The sequence below is a fragment of the Corynebacterium sp. HMSC061H03 genome, assembly GCF_001838215.1.
Classification (GTDB): domain Bacteria; phylum Actinomycetota; class Actinomycetes; order Mycobacteriales; family Mycobacteriaceae; genus Corynebacterium; species Corynebacterium jeikeium_D.
In genome coordinates, this window is sequence record NZ_KV836066.1 from 35,824 (window position 1) to 52,867 (window position 17,044).

17 protein-coding genes are annotated in these 17,044 nt (G+C 59.4%); 14 read left to right on the forward strand and 3 right to left on the reverse strand.

The genetic code is table 11. The features are described from left to right. Nucleotides 1-51: 51 nt before the first annotated feature. Nucleotides 52-1,107 carry a ParA family protein gene (locus HMPREF2787_RS04865; protein WP_070858543.1) on the forward strand — a complete coding sequence of 352 codons (1,056 nt, stop codon included), beginning with the start codon at nt 52-54 and terminating at the stop codon, nt 1,105-1,107. Nucleotides 1,108-1,127: 20 nt separating this feature from the next. Next, complete coding sequence (locus tag HMPREF2787_RS10870) at nt 1,128-1,415, forward strand: UTRA domain-containing protein (RefSeq protein ID WP_256380829.1); 288 nt, start codon at nt 1,128-1,130, stop codon at nt 1,413-1,415. Here HMPREF2787_RS10870 and HMPREF2787_RS04875 read toward each other — a convergent pair. Further along, nucleotides 1,408-2,571, reverse strand: coding sequence for a hypothetical protein (locus HMPREF2787_RS04875; protein ID WP_070858545.1), 1,164 nt, complete (start codon nt 2,569-2,571; stop codon nt 1,408-1,410). The genes HMPREF2787_RS10870 and HMPREF2787_RS04875 overlap by 8 nt on opposite strands. Nucleotides 2,572-3,190: 619 nt before the next feature. On the opposite strand from HMPREF2787_RS04875, the gene HMPREF2787_RS04880 reads away from it, so the two are divergent. Beyond that, entirely contained in the window at nt 3,191-4,306 is a 1,116-nt protein-coding gene (locus HMPREF2787_RS04880; protein ID WP_070858546.1) for an esterase/lipase family protein, read from the forward strand. A gap of 73 nt (nt 4,307-4,379) precedes the next feature. On the opposite strand, the gene HMPREF2787_RS04885 is transcribed toward HMPREF2787_RS04880, so the two are convergent. After that, nucleotides 4,380-5,123, reverse strand: a complete 744-nt coding sequence (locus HMPREF2787_RS04885) for an LURP-one-related/scramblase family protein (protein WP_070602689.1) — start codon at nt 5,121-5,123, stop codon at nt 4,380-4,382. 43 nt (nt 5,124-5,166) lie between these two features. Further along, the gene (locus HMPREF2787_RS04890) at nt 5,167-5,685 is read right to left on the reverse strand and encodes a type 1 glutamine amidotransferase domain-containing protein (protein WP_070858657.1); all 519 of its coding nucleotides are present in this window, start codon (nt 5,683-5,685) and stop codon (nt 5,167-5,169) included. 18 nt (nt 5,686-5,703) lie between these two features. On the opposite strand from HMPREF2787_RS04890, the gene HMPREF2787_RS04895 reads away from it, so the two are divergent. From HMPREF2787_RS04895 to HMPREF2787_RS04945, 11 genes are all read left to right on the forward strand, one after another. Next, nucleotides 5,704-5,988, forward strand: a complete 285-nt coding sequence (locus HMPREF2787_RS04895) for a DUF4177 domain-containing protein (RefSeq protein ID WP_239392972.1) — start codon at nt 5,704-5,706, stop codon at nt 5,986-5,988. Nucleotides 5,989-6,061: 73 nt separating this feature from the next. Next, entirely contained in the window at nt 6,062-7,693 is a 1,632-nt protein-coding gene (locus HMPREF2787_RS04900; protein ID WP_070858547.1) for a CTP synthase, read from the forward strand. Between the two features lie 48 nt (nt 7,694-7,741). Further along, a complete protein-coding gene (locus tag HMPREF2787_RS04905) occupies nt 7,742-8,395 on the forward strand; it encodes an NUDIX domain-containing protein (RefSeq protein ID WP_070858548.1) in 654 nt (217 codons plus the stop codon). After that, nucleotides 8,392-9,330 carry a site-specific tyrosine recombinase XerD gene (locus HMPREF2787_RS04910; protein ID WP_070858549.1) on the forward strand — a complete coding sequence of 313 codons (939 nt, stop codon included), beginning with the start codon at nt 8,392-8,394 and terminating at the stop codon, nt 9,328-9,330. Before HMPREF2787_RS04905 ends, HMPREF2787_RS04910 begins: the two co-directional genes overlap by 4 nt. Before the next feature lie 93 nt (nt 9,331-9,423). Then, entirely contained in the window at nt 9,424-10,299 is an 876-nt protein-coding gene (locus HMPREF2787_RS04915) for a ParA family protein (RefSeq protein ID WP_070858550.1), read from the forward strand. Between the two features lie 3 nt (nt 10,300-10,302). Then, on the forward strand, nt 10,303-11,145 hold the full coding sequence (locus tag HMPREF2787_RS04920) for a segregation and condensation protein A (protein WP_172954612.1): 843 nt from the start codon (nt 10,303-10,305) through the stop codon (nt 11,143-11,145). 185 nt (nt 11,146-11,330) lie between these two features. Beyond that, on the forward strand, nt 11,331-11,945 hold the full coding sequence (gene scpB, locus HMPREF2787_RS04925) for an SMC-Scp complex subunit ScpB (RefSeq protein ID WP_049189939.1): 615 nt from the start codon (nt 11,331-11,333) through the stop codon (nt 11,943-11,945). 434 nt (nt 11,946-12,379) lie between these two features. Beyond that, entirely contained in the window at nt 12,380-13,540 is a 1,161-nt protein-coding gene (locus tag HMPREF2787_RS04930; RefSeq protein ID WP_141763270.1) for a PDDEXK family nuclease, read from the forward strand. A 213-nt stretch (nt 13,541-13,753) separates the two neighbouring features. Continuing rightward, the gene (locus HMPREF2787_RS04935; RefSeq protein ID WP_246824205.1) at nt 13,754-15,112 is read left to right on the forward strand and encodes an adenosylmethionine--8-amino-7-oxononanoate transaminase; all 1,359 of its coding nucleotides are present in this window, start codon (nt 13,754-13,756) and stop codon (nt 15,110-15,112) included. Nucleotides 15,113-15,138: 26 nt separating this feature from the next. Next, the gene (gene bioD, locus HMPREF2787_RS04940) at nt 15,139-15,828 is read left to right on the forward strand and encodes a dethiobiotin synthase (RefSeq protein ID WP_070858552.1); all 690 of its coding nucleotides are present in this window, start codon (nt 15,139-15,141) and stop codon (nt 15,826-15,828) included. 341 nt (nt 15,829-16,169) lie between these two features. After that, nucleotides 16,170-17,021, forward strand: coding sequence for a pseudouridine synthase (locus HMPREF2787_RS04945; RefSeq protein ID WP_042389329.1), 852 nt, complete (start codon nt 16,170-16,172; stop codon nt 17,019-17,021). Nucleotides 17,022-17,044: the final 23 nt, after the last annotated feature.

Below are 17,044 nucleotides of genomic sequence, written 5' to 3' on the forward strand. Positions count from 1 at the left end.
CTTCAGGTCTTATACAATCGGGAGACTGTTTTTACGTAAATAGGAAGCCCGATGCGGACACTCAGTTTCTTCAACAACAAGGGTGGAGTGGGGAAGACCACTCTTTCCACCAATGTCGCCCACTATTTTGCTCGTCAGGGTAAACGAGTACTCTATGTGGATTGCGATCCGCAGTGTAACGCCACACAGCTCATGCTGACTGAAGAGCAGCATGAGGAGATCTACCTGAGCAGCAAGAATGACGAACAGGCCGAGCGCGATTCGTTGGCTAATACCGTCTACTCGCTGTTCATCCCGCTACGAGAAGGCGAGACCGATATCGAGTCCGATATCCGGCCAGTGCGCTCGGAGCGGTTTGGAGTCGATGTCCTGCCAGGACACCCTGCACTTTCCAACATTGAAGATGTCATGAGTGACGCATGGCAGTCATCGCTAGCCAAGAAGACCGGTGACTTTCGTCGAATCCACTGGGCCGGGCAGTTGGCGGTGGCTATGGAGGACGAAGATCGATATGACTACATCTTCTACGACGTGGGACCGTCGTTAGGCCCTTTCAATCGAACCGTGCTTTTGGGCTGCGACGCCTTCGTCACTCCTACGTCAACCGACTTGTTCAGCTTCCACGCCTTTGGAAACCTCGCCAAGTGGTTCAACGACTGGGTCACTGAGTACAGCGAGATTTCTGAGGGGAACCTTGCCCAGTGGAGGAACTACTCGCCAGACATTTCGAAGAAAACTCGCAAGCTTCGGTTGCTCGGGCACGATGGGCGTGGGCTTCAGTACCTTGGCTACACAACGCTGGAATACGTGAAGAGGCGCTCGAACGGTAAAGAGCAGCTGGTCGGAGCGTTTGAACGATTCCGCGGCAAGTTTGACGACGAAGCAAAGCGGATTGGCGATAGTCTCGGGCATTCGTGTGACCAGCACCTGATTGGGCATGTGCCTCATATGTACTCCATGCCGGCGACCGCTCAGGACAGTCATTCACCAATTGCAGACCTGCAAGCAACTGATGGCGTGCGGGGAACTCAGCTGAACCAGCGTACTGGCTATGCAGAGAAAATTGATGAAGTCGCTGCGCTGGTTCTGGAGCGGTTGGAGAGCTAGAGGCTTTTGCAAAGCACACGATTGACGCGGTTCCAGCCAATGAAGAAGATGCCGCACTGCTGAAGATCCAGGTCGGCGCGCCTTTGCTGCGTGTGCGGCGTCGTGCATTCACGCTGGACGGAGTGCCGATTGAGGCCTCCGATGACCGCTACCTGGCAAGTCAGGCGAACTTCTCGGTGACGACGGCGCGGGGCAATGCGTCACCGATCTCGCTGCAGGCTGGGGAGGGCGTGCGGGAGAGGGCTGACCTGGACGAGCGTATTAGCCCCTTCCCGTTCAGATCGGCAGAGACGTCAAAATCTAGCTAGTGCGCAGTTTGCTTTCAAATGCGTTTCGCAAGTTTACTGGCAATGACTGTCTTATTGAAAAAGGGGTTATCTCGATAAGCTGGTCGTAAGCAGGCGGGTTCGTAAACTCATTCTGAACAATATTTTGGAGAGCCTTAATTTCGGCATTAGTTGAGTCACTTGCCCAGTAGGTGGCTAAGCGCTCATCTAGTGGAACGCCCATCATCTTGCTGAAAAGCTCAGACGCTTCCATTGCTGCGCGTGAATTATCTGCAATATATTTTCGGTTTATACCTTCTACGGTATTTTCCCACTCTGCTTGGACTGTCATAGCGGAGCTCAGATTTAGGGAATGGTATTCGTTGTTTTTAACAGCCTCCTTAATCTCAGCATTTCTCTTTGATCGAAGATAGAGCGGGGCGGCAATCGGCGCCATAAAAATTAGCAGTACGAGGAGTAGGCTAAAAAGCCCGCCTAGGAGGTTGGGAAAAATATCTGCTAGCACTGCAAGGAAGCCAACGCCAAAGAGGGCCGCTAGGGCCACGCTAATCAATTTTGTAATGCTATATTTCTCTGGAACTTCCTTATATGAGGAGTTCAACGTAATTTCAGGATTTGGTGGGTACTGAGGTGCCGGTAGGAAAATTCCGCTAATAAGGGCGTCATTATTCCATTCGGGTTTTTTCCAGCTTGGGAATTGTCGAATAATCTCATCAGCGCGATTTGCAACTACAGTTTGCCAAATTGTGCTTACGTCTTGGTGCTTTTGAATGTGTTCAAGAGCCTTCGGGCGGTATTCATAATAATATTTACTACCTACACCATCGCGCCATTGCGCATATGTAATATTTTTCATATGCGTCATGTCTTCATGGTTCTGTACTCGAAATTGAGTTAGCTCGCTGTGTATATCCTGAATTGCAGATAACGTTTCGGAATGATGGCGCTCGGACTGGCGCATTTGTTGGTCGAGCTTGTTGATATTTTCTTGCTGAAGTCTTTGGGTTTTTTGAGCATCTCGGTGGGCTGAGGCAAATCCCGCAGCCATAATGATGTTTCCCGCATAGGTTGCGTGTAACTGCTGTTTCGCCGTTCGTGCTGCTTCTTCTTGGACAGCTGTGTTGTGTCGAACGGCAGACGTCATGTCTGTGTACTTTGAATTCATGTTTTGTGCCATGGCTGATATTCTCCGGTATGTCTTGTGCTGGAAAACACTTTGTGGTGCTGGGAACAAGGGAAATTGTATTCCCCCTTTAGTTACTAGTCGATTGCAGTGTTGAGAGTTGCTAGCTTGGGCGACGTTTCTACAGCTGCTTCAACAAGTGTCAGCTAATTCAACATTGCGCGGCACTCTTCCTCGGAATGGCCGGAGTTCAGGCAATCGGCCCAGTCGATCTGGCCTTGAACCCACGGGGATGGCTCGTTGTTCTGAGGTGCCGGGGCGATGTTCGTGGATGGGTCGTCATAGAAATTGTTGGCACAGTACTGTGTCCAGCCGGAGGTGCCGTCGGTAAAACCAGGTAGTGCCCTGCTCGTAGAGTCTCTGCGAGGATTTCGCGCAATGCGAAATCGTTTTGTTTTGGCCTGTGGTAGCTATCACTTTAAAAGCCTGCAGAGCTGGAGGTGGATAGTATTATAGTTATATTTAGTTCACATTTTATTAACCCTATTTAGGGGCTTTGATTGGTCGCCTTTCGGGGTACGATAACGATTCATAGCCTGTTTTTTGCACTTGCCCATGCCGTAGTTCTTATTGGAACCGTTTTACTATTCACTTCTCTATGCAAGGAGTAATCATGGGCACTCATCAAGCATTTTCGAATCTGGCACGGTCAGCTACGGCACTGGTAGCTGCAGTGGGTGTCGCTATGGCAGCGGCTCCTATCGCGGCTGCCGCACCGGCTTCGGCAACTGGTAATGATCAGGTCCTGTCCTGGACCGAAATGGGCGAGTGGGGCCCAAAGGCAAATGATTTCCCCACCGTCATGGTCAATCAGGGGATGACGGAAAACATCAGTCCCGAGGGCACAAATGTGCAGTGTGTTCCTGCTCCTGGTGAGAATCCTGTGGTCTTGATTCATGGAATGAACTCGAACTCGTACCAGACCTATGCGCGCATGGCGCCGGAGCTAAAGGCAATGGGTAAGTGTCTGTACGCATTTAACGTCGGCAAGCTGGGTCCTGACGAGTTTTCGGTGCTTGGCTCTATTCCAACCATGCGCAACATGACCCCGCTGGATACGGCTTTGGCTGAGTTGACTGCGAAGATTGACACTCTCAAGGCGGAAACTGGTGCTACCGCCGTCGATATTATTGGTCACTCTGCTGGTGGCACCTTGGCTGCCGCTTACGCCAAGCAGGAGCAGGGCCGGGGTATAGGCACGGTAGTGTCCCTGGCGGGCGTCCTGCACGGCACATCGCTGCTCGGTATCTCTTATGGTTTGGAGCAGCTCGACCAGTTCGACAATGCTGGCAATAAGGCTGCTGGGTACATTGTCAGCCCAAGCCTGGTGGATCTGCTGCAGCATAGCGAGTTCATGGCCAAGATGAATGAGGGCGGCTTGGAGCAGCCGGGTGTCAACTATGTTGCAATTTCTACCCAGGTTGATGAAGCCGTCACTCCAATGGCTGCAAGCCAGTGGCAGGTACCAACGTCCAACAACATTCTGCTGCAGGATGGGTGCTCTGCGGACCTGTCGGGCCACATCGGACTAACTTTCTCGCCACGGGCAATTGCGCTGGTAGCTAATGCGCTGGGGCGCAACGTTGAGGTTCCATGTGTACCGGTAACCGCCGTTGTGGAAGGCGGCATCAATGACAATGCCAATGTTCGCCCAGAACATGTCAATGCCGTTTCTGACGGCATCACGGAAATCGACGGACGCATCGCTGGGGCTGCGGGATCCCGGTAGCGATAGTCTCGAGTGCGACAGTAGCCGGTAGTCAGAGCCGGAAAGAGTCAGGGCGCGTTGTCGGCAGCAGTCACTAGCTGTCGGAACGCGCCTTTTTCGCCATCAAATCGAGGGCAATGGCGGCACCAATAATGGCCGCGCGTAGCTGTGGCGGCAAATCATCCTTGAGCTGCAGTACATAGCGCTCATTGCCGGTTAGCATATTTGTAAAACCCGACCACTTGCGTGACATCTGTGCAACTTCGATGTCATTGATGTTGAAGGTCGCGTCGTAATGCCAAACGTCGCCGTCGACCTCGCAATTGGCAAAACCGGGGATAGAAATCTCCAGTCGCCGCTTAAAGAACGCAAACTTCTGCTGAATAGTTGCCAATAGGCGCGATGAGTCTGCTCCGACCTGCTGCTTGCCCTCAGGGCTTGTTGCCTGCGGGTCGGGGTAGTAGACCTCGTAGCTGTCAAGGGCGAAATCGGTCGGATCGGTAATAACGAATACCGGAGTGCCGTCTGGTTCGGACACTGTCAGACGACGAGAGCCCATAAACATGCGGCTCAGCGTGCCGCCAGTAGTTTCAATCTTGCCGATGCAATTGCCCTCGGTATCCAGGATGTCGAAATCATCCGCCATGAAGTTTCGGATCTGCTGGATAACGATGTTGGTGTGCGAGAGCAATCCCTGGTAGCGCCCCTGCTGTGGCGGAAGCTGTTTAGGTGCGGGAGGTTGCTCAGGAGCGGAGGGCTGCTGCGCGGAAACATCTTCCTGATCATTTTGTGGAATCTGATCCCACAGTGACTTTGGATTATCCCAATACGAAGTCATGGCAACAGCCCTCCTTTGATGAGTCTTGAGGCAGGCGAGTGGGTTAGAAGTTCTCTACTAGCGCCTTGTTGAAAGCCTCAAGGTCAGCCGGGGTGCGGGAGGAAATCAGGTTGCCATCAACGACAACTTCCTCATCGACCCAGTTGGCGCCAGCGTTCACCAGGTCGGTCTTGACGCTGATGTAGGAAGTAATCGTGCGGCCCTTCAGTGCATCCGCGTCGGTGAGAATCCAACCGCCGTGGCAAATCACGCCAATCGGCTTATTGGCTGCGGCGAATCCCTTCACCAGGGCTACGGCATCCTTATCGATGCGAATCTGGTCTGCATTTACGGTGCCGCCAGGCAGAATCAGGGCATCATAATCATCGGCAGAAACGCTGCTGGTCAGCTTGTCGACATCCACCTTCGAGCCATTCTTGCCCTCGATGGATCCATCCTCGGTGGAGATAACGTGCACGGTCGCACCGGCATCCTTCACGGCCTCAGCCGGGCTAGTCAGCTCGGAGTCCTCGAATCCGTTAGTGGCCAAAACTGCAATGTTCTTATTCGTTAGGTCAGTCATAGCCCCGAGGGTAACGACGTGGTCGCGTTTATGCATCCGCCCGAGTATTGTTTTGCTTGCAATATTGAAAATTACTTTAACGGAGGGCGGAAAATGCCTCATTATGAAGTTCTTCAGGTGGTTCTGAAGGAAAAGTTCATCGGTACCGGCTCGGCTAATCTGACAGAGCTTGAGAGGGTAATCAACGACAAGGCTTCGCAGGGGTTCCGGTTGCACACGATTACTACTGCCTCTTCGGGCAGTAAGGGACTGATGGGCGGGGACCGCATCCAGGCGACCATGATTTTTGAAAGCCTTACCTAGTTGCGTAAGTAATCTCCGCCATTGTGAAAAATAGCTTGCGCTCATACCCGCGCAAGCGATATTCTGAAGTCCCGTGGTTACGAAATACATCATCGTTACAGGAGGCGTAGCCTCCTCCCTCGGAAAAGGCTTAACCGCGGCTTCGCTCGGCCGCCTGCTCACCTCGCGTGGTCTCAAAGTGACTATGCAGAAGCTCGATCCCTACCTCAACGTGGATCCGGGCACTATGAACCCCTTCCAGCACGGCGAGGTCTTCGTCACCGAAGACGGTGCAGAAACCGACCTCGACCTGGGGCATTATGAGCGCTTCCTCGACCGCAATCTCTCCGCCGGCGGCAACGTCACCACCGGCAAGGTCTATTCCTCGGTCATCGCCAAGGAGCGCCGCGGCGAATTCCTCGGCCAGACCGTGCAGGTCATCCCGCACATCACCGACGAGATCAAATCCCGCATCGTCGCTATGGGCAATGCCGACGCAAACGGCGAAAAGCCCGACGTGGTCATCACCGAGATCGGCGGCACCGTCGGCGATATTGAATCGCAGCCCTTCCTGGAAGCCGCACGGCAAGTGCGTCACGACGTCGGCCGCGAGAACGTCTTCTACCTGCACGTGTCACTGGTTCCGTACCTCGGCCCCTCCAAGGAACTGAAGACCAAGCCTACCCAGCACTCGGTGGCTGAACTTCGCTCGATTGGTCTGGTTCCCGATGCCGTCGTTTTGCGATGCGACCGCGATGTCCCCGACTCCCTCAAGAACAAGATTGCGCTGATGTGTGACATCGACCGCGAGGGCGTGGTGTCCTGCCCGGATGCGCCGAGCATCTACGACATCCCGAAGGTCCTCTATGAAGAGCACCTGGACACCTTCATCATCCGCCGCCTGAACCTGCCGTTCCGCGACATGGATTGGGCAGTGTGGGGAGACCTGCTCGAACGCGTCCACAACCCGAAGGGCGAGGTCACGGTGGCGCTCGTCGGCAAGTACATTGACCTGCCGGACGCCTACCTGTCCGTCGCGGAAGCTGTGCGGGCCGCCGGTTTCGCCCACCGCGTGAAGGCGAATATCCGCTGGGTCGCGTCCGATGACTGCGAAACCCCGGAGGGGCTGAAGAAGAACATGGCCGGCGTTGACGCGATTGTCATCCCCGGTGGCTTCGGCGGGCGCGGCATTGAAGGCAAGATCGCGACCATCCGCTACGCCAAGGAAACCGGCACGCCGCTGCTGGGAATCTGTCTGGGCATGCAGTGCGTCGTCATTGAGGCGGCGCGCACGGCAGGCGTTGAAGGCGCTTCTTCCACCGAGTTTGACGAGAATGCGGCCGAGCCGGTCATCGCCACGATGGAGGAACAGCTGCAGGCGGTCTCCGGTGAGGCTGACCTGGGCGGATCCATGCGCCTGGGGTCCTACCCGGCGAAGCTTGCCGAAGATTCCGTCGTCGCCGGCCTCTACGGCACCACCGATGTCACTGAGCGCCATCGCCACCGCTACGAGGTCAACAACGCCTACCGCGCGCAGCTCGAAGAGGCCGGCCTGGTCATCTCGGGCACCTCGCCGGACGGCAAACTCGTCGAATTCGTCGAATACCCCACGGACGTGCACCCATACCTCGTGGCCACGCAGGCGCACCCGGAGCTGAAGTCACGCCCCACCAGCGCCCATCCGCTTTTCGACGGCCTCATCGCCGCAGCCCTCAAGCGCAACTAGCCTCGGCGCCGCGCAGCCGAATCCGGCCCAGCTATTAGAGTGAAACTCATGGCGCATCAATTTGACGTTGTTGATTCCGAAATTGTTCTCGAGGCACCTATCATCGCGGTCCGCCGCGACCAGGTGCGAATGCCGGGTGGGAAAGTATCCGCCCGCGAGATCGTGGAGCATTTCGGCGCTGTTGCAGTCGTTGCCGCAGATGAGGATAACCGCCTCTACCTGCTCAATCAGTGGCGGCAGGCGGCAGGGAAGCGCCTGGTGGAGTTACCGGCCGGGCTTCTCGATGTCGCGGACGAGGACCCACTGGAGGCCGCCAAGCGCGAGCTGGTCGAGGAAGCCGGACTGGAGGCCGAGTCCTGGTCCCTGCTTACCGATATGTTCAGCTCGCCCGGCTTCGCAGAGGAAGCGGTCCGGATCTATCTGGCCAGGGGTCTCCGTGCCGTCGATAAGCCGGAAGCCCATGATGAGGAAGCGGACATGACTGCGTCGTGGATTGACGTCGAGGAGGCAGTAGCGATGGCGTTGCGCGGAGAGATTCTCAACGGCATCGCGCTGTCCGGCATTCTGCTGGCGGCGGAGGTGCTGCTGCGGGGTGCGACGCCGCGCTCGGTCGCGGAGCCGTTCGACATTCGACCGACGACTCTGGCTCAGCGTCGGACGGAGCAGCTCGGCGCCGGCGCGGATCTGAAACGCATCCGATGAGTTCGATCGATCCGCTTGTAGACGCCTTCGTGACCTACCTCGCGGTGGAAAAGGGGCTGTCGGCGAATACGCTCGCCAGTTATAAGCGTGACTTGGAGAAGTACCGCACCTATCTGCGGGAGATTGGGCGTACGCGATTGGCACAGGTCACCGAGCAGGATGTGTCAGAGTTCCTGGCGTATCTCGCGCGGGGAGATAAGTCGGCGGGCAGGCCAGCGCTGGCCCCGACCTCGGTGACGCGGTCGCTGTCGGCCGTGCGGAGCTTCCACAAGTTCGCGGTGGGTGAGGGCGCGTTGGAGGTGGATGTCGCCAAGCGGGTGGCGCCGCCGAAGCAGCCCTCGCGGTATCCGAAGGCACTCAGCATTGATGAGGTCACCCGGCTTATCGAGTCCATCCCCAACGACGACACCGCTGACGTGACGGATTTGCGCAACCGTGCACTGGTGGAGTTTCTGTACTCGACCGGCGCCCGTGTTTCAGAGGTTACCGGTCTGGATATCGATGACGTGGACCGCGAAACCAACCTGGTGCTGCTGCGCGGCAAAGGCGGCAAGGAGCGCATCGTGCCAGTGGGCTCGCCGGCCATGGCGGCGCTCGATGCGTGGCTGACACGCGGGCGGCCGAGCTGGGTGCGGGCGAACTCCGGGCCGGCGCTGTTTATCAACTCGCTGGGACGCAGGCTGTCTCGGCAGTCGGCCGGAAATACACTGGCGGAGTTGGGTGAGCGCGCCGGGCTGAGCGTGAAAATTTCCCCGCACACCTTGCGCCACAGTTTCGGCACGCACCTCATTGAAGGTGGTGCTGATGTGCGCGTTGTTCAGGAGCTGCTGGGACACGCCTCGGTGACGACGACCCAGATTTACACCATGATCACCGCGGAGAATATGCGACGAGTCTGGGCGGGGGCTCACCCACGGGCTGAATACTCGCGGTAATATGTGCCGTAATATACGGCACTGGTATATGGCGCATTAGAGTGTATGACGCATCAGGTTTAATGAGAAATCTTCAAGGAAGAGGGATTGACTGTGGCTGAAGAAGGGTTGTTTGAGGCCGATCGAGTTGAACTCGGTCTCACCGGTCGTCCGGCACGTGAGCTGCCGGAACCCACACCCCTGACCAGTCACGGCCCCGCGGTCATCCTGGCAATGTGTAACCAGAAGGGCGGCGTGGGTAAGACCACCTCGACCATTAACCTGGGCGCAGCGCTGGCAGAGTTCGGCCGTAAAGTCCTGCTCGTTGACTTGGACCCGCAAGGCGCACTATCCGCAGGTCTTGGCGTCCCACATGAGGAACTCGACCTAACTGTCTACAACCTCATCGTCGACGACACCACCGATGTCCGCGACGCCATCCACCACACCAAGGTCTCCGGTCTGGATCTGGTCCCGGCCAACATCGACCTGTCGGCTGCGGAAATCCAGCTTGTCAACGAAGTCGGCCGCGAACAGGCTCTCGGACGCGCACTGCGCCCAGTGATGAATGACTACGACTTCATCATCATTGACTGCCAGCCATCGCTTGGCCTGCTGACCGTCAACGCACTGACCATCGCAGAGGGCGTCATTATCCCGATGGTGGCGGAGTACTTCTCGCTGCGCGGCCTGGCACTGCTCACCGACACGGTGGCCAAGGTTCGCGACCGCCTGAACTTCAACCTGGAAGTCTCCGGCATTTTGGTGACCATGTTTGACCGCCGCACTCGCCACGCCAAGGAAGTCATGGAACGCCTCATCGAGGTCTTCGGTGACAAGGTTTTCGATACGGTCATCACCCGTACCGTCCGCTTCCCGGAAACCTCTGTCGCTGGCGAGCCCATCACCACCTGGGCGCCGAACACCCCAGCTGCGGCGCAGTACCGCAACCTGGCCCGCGAGGTCATCGAACGCAAAGGCCGCAAATAATAGGTGACTTCCCCGGATAGTTACACTCCCGAACCGTCGTCAAGCGAGGGCGTGCAGGAAGAGATCACCGGCTTCCGCGTCGCGCTCGCGAACTTCAACGGGCCCTTCGACCTGCTGCTCCAGCTGATCAGCAGCAAAAAGATGGACGTCACCGAAGTCGCGCTGGCGGCGGTCACCGACGAGTTCATCTCGTACACGCGCAGCCTCGACGCAGTCAGCGACCTCGACGAAATCACCGAATTCCTCGTCGTGGCAGCGACGCTGCTCGACCTCAAGACCGCACGACTTCTGCCGCGTGGCGACGTCGACAGCGAAGAAGACCTCGAACTGCTAGAAGCACGCGACCTGCTGTTCGCCCGACTGCTGCAGTACCAGGCGTATGGCAAGGTAGCCGACCAATTCGAGGAGTGGCAGAAGACCGCGCCGCGGCGCTATCCGCGAGCTGTGGGGCCGGACAAGCAGTTCGAGGAGCTGCTGCCGCCCGTGCGCCTGGGCATGACTCTCGGGGAGTTTGCCGAGTTTGCGGCCGTCGTGATGCGGCCGAAGCCGCCGGAGGAAGTTGGCGTCGGACACATCCACGGTGTGCCCGTGTCCGTGCCTGAGCAGGCGGGCAAGATTCTGGACTCGCTGCGGCTGGCAGGCGAGGGGACCTGGCTGACGTTTACGCAGCTGACCTCGGAGTGCCGCGTGTCCATGGAAGTTGTCGGACGGTTCCTGGCGCTGCTGGAGCTCTACCGAGCCAAGGCGATCGGTGTGGAGCAGGAGGAGGCGCTGGAGGAAATCCACGTGGCCTGGACCGGGCTGGACGTGGACCCGGCCGTCGTGGCGGCGGCGAACTGGGAGTAGGTGGCTGGGCTGGCTGTTGGGCGTGGGCTGGCTGTTGGGGCTGGGCTGTTGGGACTTGGCTGTTGGGCGTGGGCTTGGTCGGGCGTGGGCTTGGTCGGGCGTGGGCTTGGTTGGGCTGGCGCTAACAGCTGATTAGCGCCCGGCCAATTAGCGCCCGGCGCGGGAGGTTGCGTAATCTGACGCGCATGAGCGAAACCAGTTCCGCACCATCCGAGCAGGCCGTGGAGCCCGTGTCTGCTTCTTCGGCGCAATTGCCGCCCATTGACCCGTTGCGAGCAGGCGTGGAGTCGATTCTGCTGGTAGTCGATACGCCGGTGGCGGCGGAGGATATGGCGCGGGCGCTGGATGTTTCCGCAAGTGATGTCCGTGACGTGCTTCGCGAGATCGAGTACGAATACCGTGCACGTCGCAGCGGCATTGAGCTGCGTGAAACGGATGAGGGCTGGCGCTTCTACACGGCTCCCGCGCACGCCAGCGCGGTGGAGCGATTCTTGCTGGATGGCTCGCAGTCGAAGCTCTCACGTGCAGCTATGGAGACGCTGGCAGTGGTGGCTTACCGACAGCCGGCCACGCGTGCGCAGGTCTCCGGTGTACGCGGTGTCAATGTCGATGGGGTGATGCGCACGCTGGTCGCGCGCGGTCTGATTGCGGAGTCCGGAGAGGACCCGGCAACCGGCGCGCATTTGTACGTTACGACGACGCTGTTCCTGGAGCTTTTGGGGATTGATTCGCTGGACCAGCTGCCTGATTTGGCTCCGCTGCTGCCTGAAGTCGACTTGATCGACGAGCCGTTGGACTAGGTGGGGTTCTGGGGCGGTTGGACAGGGGGCCTAGCTGGGCCGCGGGGCTGCGGGGCTCGCTCCATCGGCTAACCCACTTCACGACACGCGTGTCACCTCATGCCACCTCCACAGCTGCCACGAGGTGACATGGGTGTCGTGAAGTCGCATTTTGGGGCTGGGTTTGCTGCTCACGACAGCTCACTGCGAGCCTTTGCACCCCCACCGCACCCACCACACCCACCACACCCACCACACCACACCCACCACACCCACCACACACACTGTGGATAACTCCCGAAAACTGCAAACTATCCACAGTCGACGCCAAATCGACGCCTCCTGAGCCTCCGTGTGAGCCCAAAAATGAGAACGTAGCACTCACAAGCACTCGCAAACACTCGCAAACACGCAAACACTCACCAACACTCACACCACCACCCGCCAGCCAGCAAATGCATGGACCTCAGGAGCGCAATCCGATGCCGCAGTGGATCTACGACGCCGACGACATCATCCGTACCGGCCAGCAGCGCGAATGCGCCCGCCCCAGCACATTCGCAATTTCCCGAATCGGCCAGCACTCCGACCGAGATCTCCTCCGGCGGGCCAAAAGCGGCAGCCTCCTGTGGCTCGCACACGGCGCGTACGTGCCTGTCGACAGGTGGCTCACCCTAAACAGCACCGAACGTTATATCCTGGAAATCAAAGCGCTCATCCATCGCGGTACCGCCACCGTAATCACCCGCGATGCCGCCGCTGCTCTCCACGGTTTACCTCTACTCACGCATAACACGCCGATCGCGGTAGCCAACTCTGGCCGCAAGCGCGGGCAATCGCGAAGCACACCCGACGGCCCCTACCGGCCACACAGCCGCCTCATCCGCGTTTCCGGCCGGATTCTCCCCGAGGACATCGTAGAAGTCGATGGCCGCCTCGTCACCGATGTCCCAAAGTCCGTCATCGACGTCTGCCGTTCCCGCACCCCGCACAATGCACTAGTGCTTGCCGACGCCGCCCTCCAGCGCCACACCGACACCGAGGAACTGTCGGCTACGCTGGCTGCATATCCTCGCGCTCCGGGAAATGCGCAGGCCAGGAGATTGTTGGGGCAAGCGACAGCGTCGTCGGAAAGCATTGGGGAATCGCTCACTAAAGAAGCAATCGTCCAGGCGGGGCTAGCTGCTGTCGACGATTCTCGGGCTCCGTTGCTTCAGCAGGTTTCCTTTCGGGATGATCGTGGCTTCATCGCGCGTGTGGACTTCTACCTGCCCGAACTTGGGCTGGTCGTCGAGTTCGATGGCCGTATGAAATACACCGACGGCGGAGTCGCGGACACGCAGGTGGCAATCGCAAAGGAGCTGGAGCGCGAGAAGCGCCTGAAGAACCTCGGACTGAATGTCATCCGAATTGTCTGGTCTCAGCTTTTCGACGGCTCCGCCGTAGCCACCTTGCGGCAAGCGGCCGCAGAAATCCGACGTCACCTGGCAAATGGTGGCAGTTGCTATCGCGGCAACTACGCCTTCGCGCGGCAGCCCATCACAATCACAGGTAAGGCGGCCGAGTTGGCCATGCGTCGCCGACAGGTGTGGAGCCAGGCGGGGCGGCTGTACTAGGCGGCGCTTTCGCTATCGCTGCCTTGCCCAAACTCCACCCCAAAACTCCACTTCACGACACAGGTGTCACCTCATGCCACCTCCACAGCTGCCACGCGGTGACATGGGTGTCGTAAAGTCGCTGCGACTGTCTGTAATCCTTGCGAGAAGTTCCACCACCGACCCCGAACGGCGTTCAAGTCTGGTGCTGTACAGGTATTATGCTTGAGTATCATGACAACCTCGGAAACCGCGCAGCCGCCCGCCCCGCAGCACACCCAGCCACCCACCCAACCACACACCCAGCCAGCCATCGCCAACCTCGCCCAATTCGATGCCGACCACATCTGGCACCCATACGGCCCCATCCCGTCGCCGGTTGCGCCCAAGCTGGTCGAGTCCGCCGAGGGCGTCAACCTCCACCTCGCCGACGGCCGCACCCTCATCGACGGCATGAGCAGCTGGTGGGCCGCTTGCCACGGCCACTCGCACCCGAAGCTGGTCGCAGCCGCGAAGAAGCAGGCCACCACGATGTCGCATGTCATGTTCGGCGGACTCACACACCGTCCGGCCATCGAACTGGCGGAGAAGCTCCTAAAGCTCGCAGGCCCCGGCTTCGATGCCATTTTCTACTCCGACTCGGGTTCGGTCTCCGTCGAAGTGGCGATTAAAATGGCGCTGCAGTACCAGCAGGCCAAAGGCCATCCCGAGCGCACCCGCCTGGCCACGTGGCGCGGCGGCTATCACGGCGACACTCGCGCGCCCATGACCGTCTGCGACCCCGAGGGCGGCATGCATTCGCTGTGGACGGGACAGTGGACTCCGCAGGTCTTCGCCGACAAACCACCCGCCCGCGGCGCAACCGAGGAGGAACGCGCACGCTATCTCGCGCACTTCGATTCGCTTATCGACGACTCCGTCGCCGGCATCATTATTGAACCGGTGGTCCAAGGCGCTGGTGGCATGCGGTTCCATGACCACGAGCTGCTTGTGGGGCTCCGGAAGCTGTGTGACAAGCACGGGATTCTGCTCATCGCGGATGAGATTGCCACCGGCTTCGGCCGGGCCGGTGACCTGTTCACGACGCAGGCGGCCGGGGTAGTACCGGACATCATGTGCCTGGGCAAGGCGCTGACCGGCGGCTTTATGAGCTTCGCAGCCACCCTCACCACCGCCGACGTGGCTCGCACCATTTCCAGTGGCGCAGGCGGAGGCATCATGCACGGCCCCACCTTCATGGGAAACCCCTTGGCCTGTGCGGTGGCCTGCGCGCAGCTCGACCTGATTGCAGAGGGGCAGTGGCGTGAGGATGTCCCGCGCATCGAGTCCCGACTTCGCAACCAGCTCCAGCCCTTAGCCAGCAGCGATGCTGTGGCCGACGTGCGTGTCCTTGGCGCAATCGGTGTCGTGGAGATGCAGCGCCCCGTGGACATGGGCCTGGCCACTGCAGCCGCTGTCGATGCCGGGGTGTGGCTGCGACCATTCGGCAAGTTGGTCTACACCATGCCGCCGTACATCAGCACCAATGACGAGGTCGATCGCATCTGTGAAGCCATCGGCGCCATCGTCGCCGCCGAGGAAAAACGCAAGTAGCGCAACCAAAAGGAGCATCAACCACCATGAGCATCGTCCTTGTCACAGGCACCGGTACCGATATTGGAAAGACCATCGGCACGGCAGCCCTGGCGGCGGCACTTCGCGAGGAGGGCAAGGAGGTGCACGTCGTCAAGCCAATTCAGACCGGTTTTCCGGGCCCTGACGGCGGTGATTTGGACACTGTCGCGGAGCTGACGGGGATCGACAACCTGCATGGTTTCGAGCGTTACCCCGAGCCGATGGCGCCGTTGGCGGCGGCGCAGCGCGCGGGAATGCGCCTGCCGAACGCCACGGAGATCGCTGAAAAAATCAAGCTTATCGACGGGCCGAACCGCGTTGTCCTCGTGGAGGGCGCGGGCGGCTTGCTGGTGCGACTCGGCGAGGACTGGGCGCTGCCGGAGCTGGCGGGGTTGTTGCCGGGTAGTCAGATGGTGGTCGTGACGCGGTTGGATTTGGGTTGCCTGAACGAGGCGGAGCTCACCGTCGAGGTGGCGCGGGGCCGTGGAGTCAATGTCACGGCGCTGGTGGGCGGTTCGTTGCCGGCAGATGTCGACCCGATCATTGAGACCAACCTGGAAGAACTGCCGCGCATCACCGGGGTGCCGCTGCTGGGGGCGGTGCAGGCGGGAGCGGGCGCGCTGGACCGGCAGGAGTTTGTGGCGAAAGCTACGCAGTGGCTGCCGGGCGTGCGAGAGTGGGCCGCAGCGCTGTAAAAGGCGTTGTAGGTGGAGGCCGCGCGGGACGTCGTTAAGCTGGCGTTTTGCGAAAAACGTGCTATGGTGGCTAGACGACAAGGCGCGAGGCTTTCTCTGTAATTCTCTTTATTAACCTGCTTCCACCGGCCATTTTGGGCCCACGGGGGAGAGAACAGCGTCGCCTGGCGCTGACGTTCTAACAAACAGAACATTCTCCAACGCTTGAAAAGGATGTAGGTCAAGTGGCTAAACCCGCTCGCCGAGAAGGCACACCGGCACACAAGAACCGTAAGAATCAATCCAACCGCGGCTCCACTAACGCCCAGCGCAACCGCAGCCGTCGCGACAGCGGCGCGAAGATGGAGACCTCCAACGTCCACGCGAAGGACATCTACGTATCCAACGCTCGCCCGGCGCGCCACCAGCACGTGGACTCCGACCGCCGCGGCTCGGGCAAGCGCGTGCACAGCGAAGCAGGTGAAGGCGTACGTCTGCAGAAGGTCCTGGCACAGGCAGGCGTGGCGTCGCGTCGTATGGCGGAAAAGCTTATCGACGAAGGCCGCGTCGAGGTCGATGGCAAGATTGTGACGCGGCAGGGCGTGCGGGTGGACCCGAACACGTCTGTGATTCGCGTCGATGGTTCCCGCGTCATCGTCAATGAGGACATGCAGTACTTCGTCCTGAACAAGCCGCGTGGTGTGCAGTCGACCATGCACGATGACATGGGCCGCCCGTGTGTGGGCGACATCATCGGTGAGAAGATCAGCGCTGGTCAGCGACTCTTCCACGTGGGTCGCCTGGATGCGCCCACCGAGGGGCTGCTGCTGCTCACCAACGATGGTGAGCTGGCCAACCGTCTGATGCACCCGAGCTACGAGGTCACCAAGACCTACATGGCCACCGTTGTCGGCGAGGTCGATGCCAAGGTCATGCGTGAGCTGGAAAAGGGCATTGAGCTCGATGACGGCATCGCTAAGGCGGACATGGCGCAGATCATCGACGTCTGGCAGGGCCGCTCTATCGTCCGCATCGAGCTGCACGAGGGTCGCAAGCACATCGTCCGCCGGATGCTCAAGACTGCGGGCTTCCCGGTCGAGCGCCTGGTGCGCACTAAGATTCACACTGTCCAGCTGGGCGAGCAGACCCCGGGCGCTCTCCGCGCACTCAACCGCGCTGAGCTGACCTCCCTCTACAACGCGGTGGGGCTGTAAATGGCACTAGTGAAAAAGAACGA